Consider the following 646-nt stretch of genomic DNA (forward strand, 5'->3'; position numbering starts at 1 on the left):
ACCAATCGCGCCGGTCAGGCCGCCGACCGCACCACCAAGGCCACCGTCACCACCGATGCCGCCAATTGCACCGGTCAGACCGCCAACGACACCGCCGAGGCCACCGTCACCGCCAATGCCACCGATACCACCAACCGCGCCGGTCAGACCACCAACCACACCACCGAGGGTGCCGCCAAGACCGCCATCGCCACCGATGCCGCCGATCGCACCCGTCAGGCCACCAACTGCGCCACCGAGGGTGCCGCCCAGGCCGCCCTCGCCGCCAATGCCACCGATCCCGCCGACCGCGCCACCGATCCCGCCCGTGAGGCCGCCAACCGCACCACCGAGGGTACCGCCTAGGCCACCGTCACCGCCAATCCCGCCGATACCACCAATCGCACCGGTCAAGCCACCAACTGCGCCACCGAGGGTGCCACCCAGGCCACCCTCGCCGCCAATACCACCGACACCACCAATCGCGCCCGTGAGGCCGCCGACCGCACCGCCGAGCGTGCCACCCAGGCCGCCCTCGCCACCAATGCCGCCGATACCGCCAATCGCGCCAGTCAGACCGCCGACCGTGCCACCGATCCCGCCCGTGAGGCCGCCGACCGCACCGCCGAGCGTGCCGCCCAGGCCGCCCTCGCCACCAATGCCACCG

The 646-nt window shown here is 72.6% G+C and carries 1 protein-coding gene; it reads left to right on the forward strand.

The window, feature by feature from the left end; genetic code table 11:
* Positions 1 to 345: hypothetical protein (locus tag ACTJKX_RS38230; RefSeq protein ID WP_440728506.1), on the forward strand; the 345-nt coding region annotated here is incomplete at its 5' end.
* Between the last annotated feature and the right edge of the window lie 301 nt (positions 346 to 646).

Source organism: Labrys sp. 22185, from assembly GCF_052045555.1.
GTDB classification, from domain to species: Bacteria; Pseudomonadota; Alphaproteobacteria; order Rhizobiales; family Labraceae; genus Labrys; species Labrys neptuniae.